The organism is Oleiphilus sp. HI0117 (assembly GCF_001635235.1).
Window position 1 is genome coordinate 1 of the sequence record NZ_LWGA01000565.1, and the last position, 585, is coordinate 585.

The following is a 585-nucleotide window of genomic DNA, read 5'->3' on the forward strand; positions in this document are numbered from 1 at the left end:
TTCCCTTAGGCGTAGACCCTTCACCCGACTTTCTAGGCACGGCATCTGTTGGTTTAGTTTGGGTTGCTGCCTTACTTTCTACAATGCTTTCCTTGGATCGCCTGTTCCAGGCCGACTACGACGACGGTTCACTCGAGCAGCTTGTACTAAGCTCACACCCTTTATATCTGCTGCTGCTAGTTAAAGCCTTTGTTCATTGGTTGCTAATTGCTCTGCCGCTTGTGGTCATGTCGCCGTTACTCGCTGTCATGTTGCATCTTGACCCTCAACACCTGCCAATACTCTTATTGACCTTGATCATGGGGACTCCTGTTATCACCTTAATTGGTGGCATTGGTGCTGCATTGACGGTAAGCTTGCGCTCTGGTGGTGTGCTGGTTTCTCTATTAGTCTTACCACTGACTATACCAGTGCTAATATTTGGTACCGGTACGGTACAGGCCAGTATTGACGGTTTACCAGTTGGCGGGCACCTCGCAATTATCGGTATCATGCTGGTGCTAGCGGTTACACTTTCGCCCTTTGCGTCTGCTGCCGCACTACGGATGAGTGTTTCAAACTAATGAAGCTCGAGTATTTTAATCA

General features: G+C 48.7%; 1 protein-coding gene. It reads left to right on the plus strand.

What is annotated here, in order from left to right:
- The coding region (ccmB, locus tag A3757_RS06220) for a heme exporter protein CcmB (RefSeq protein ID WP_068739317.1) at positions 1–563 on the plus strand (563 nt) is incomplete at its 5' end.
- Positions 564–585: the final 22 nt, after the last annotated feature.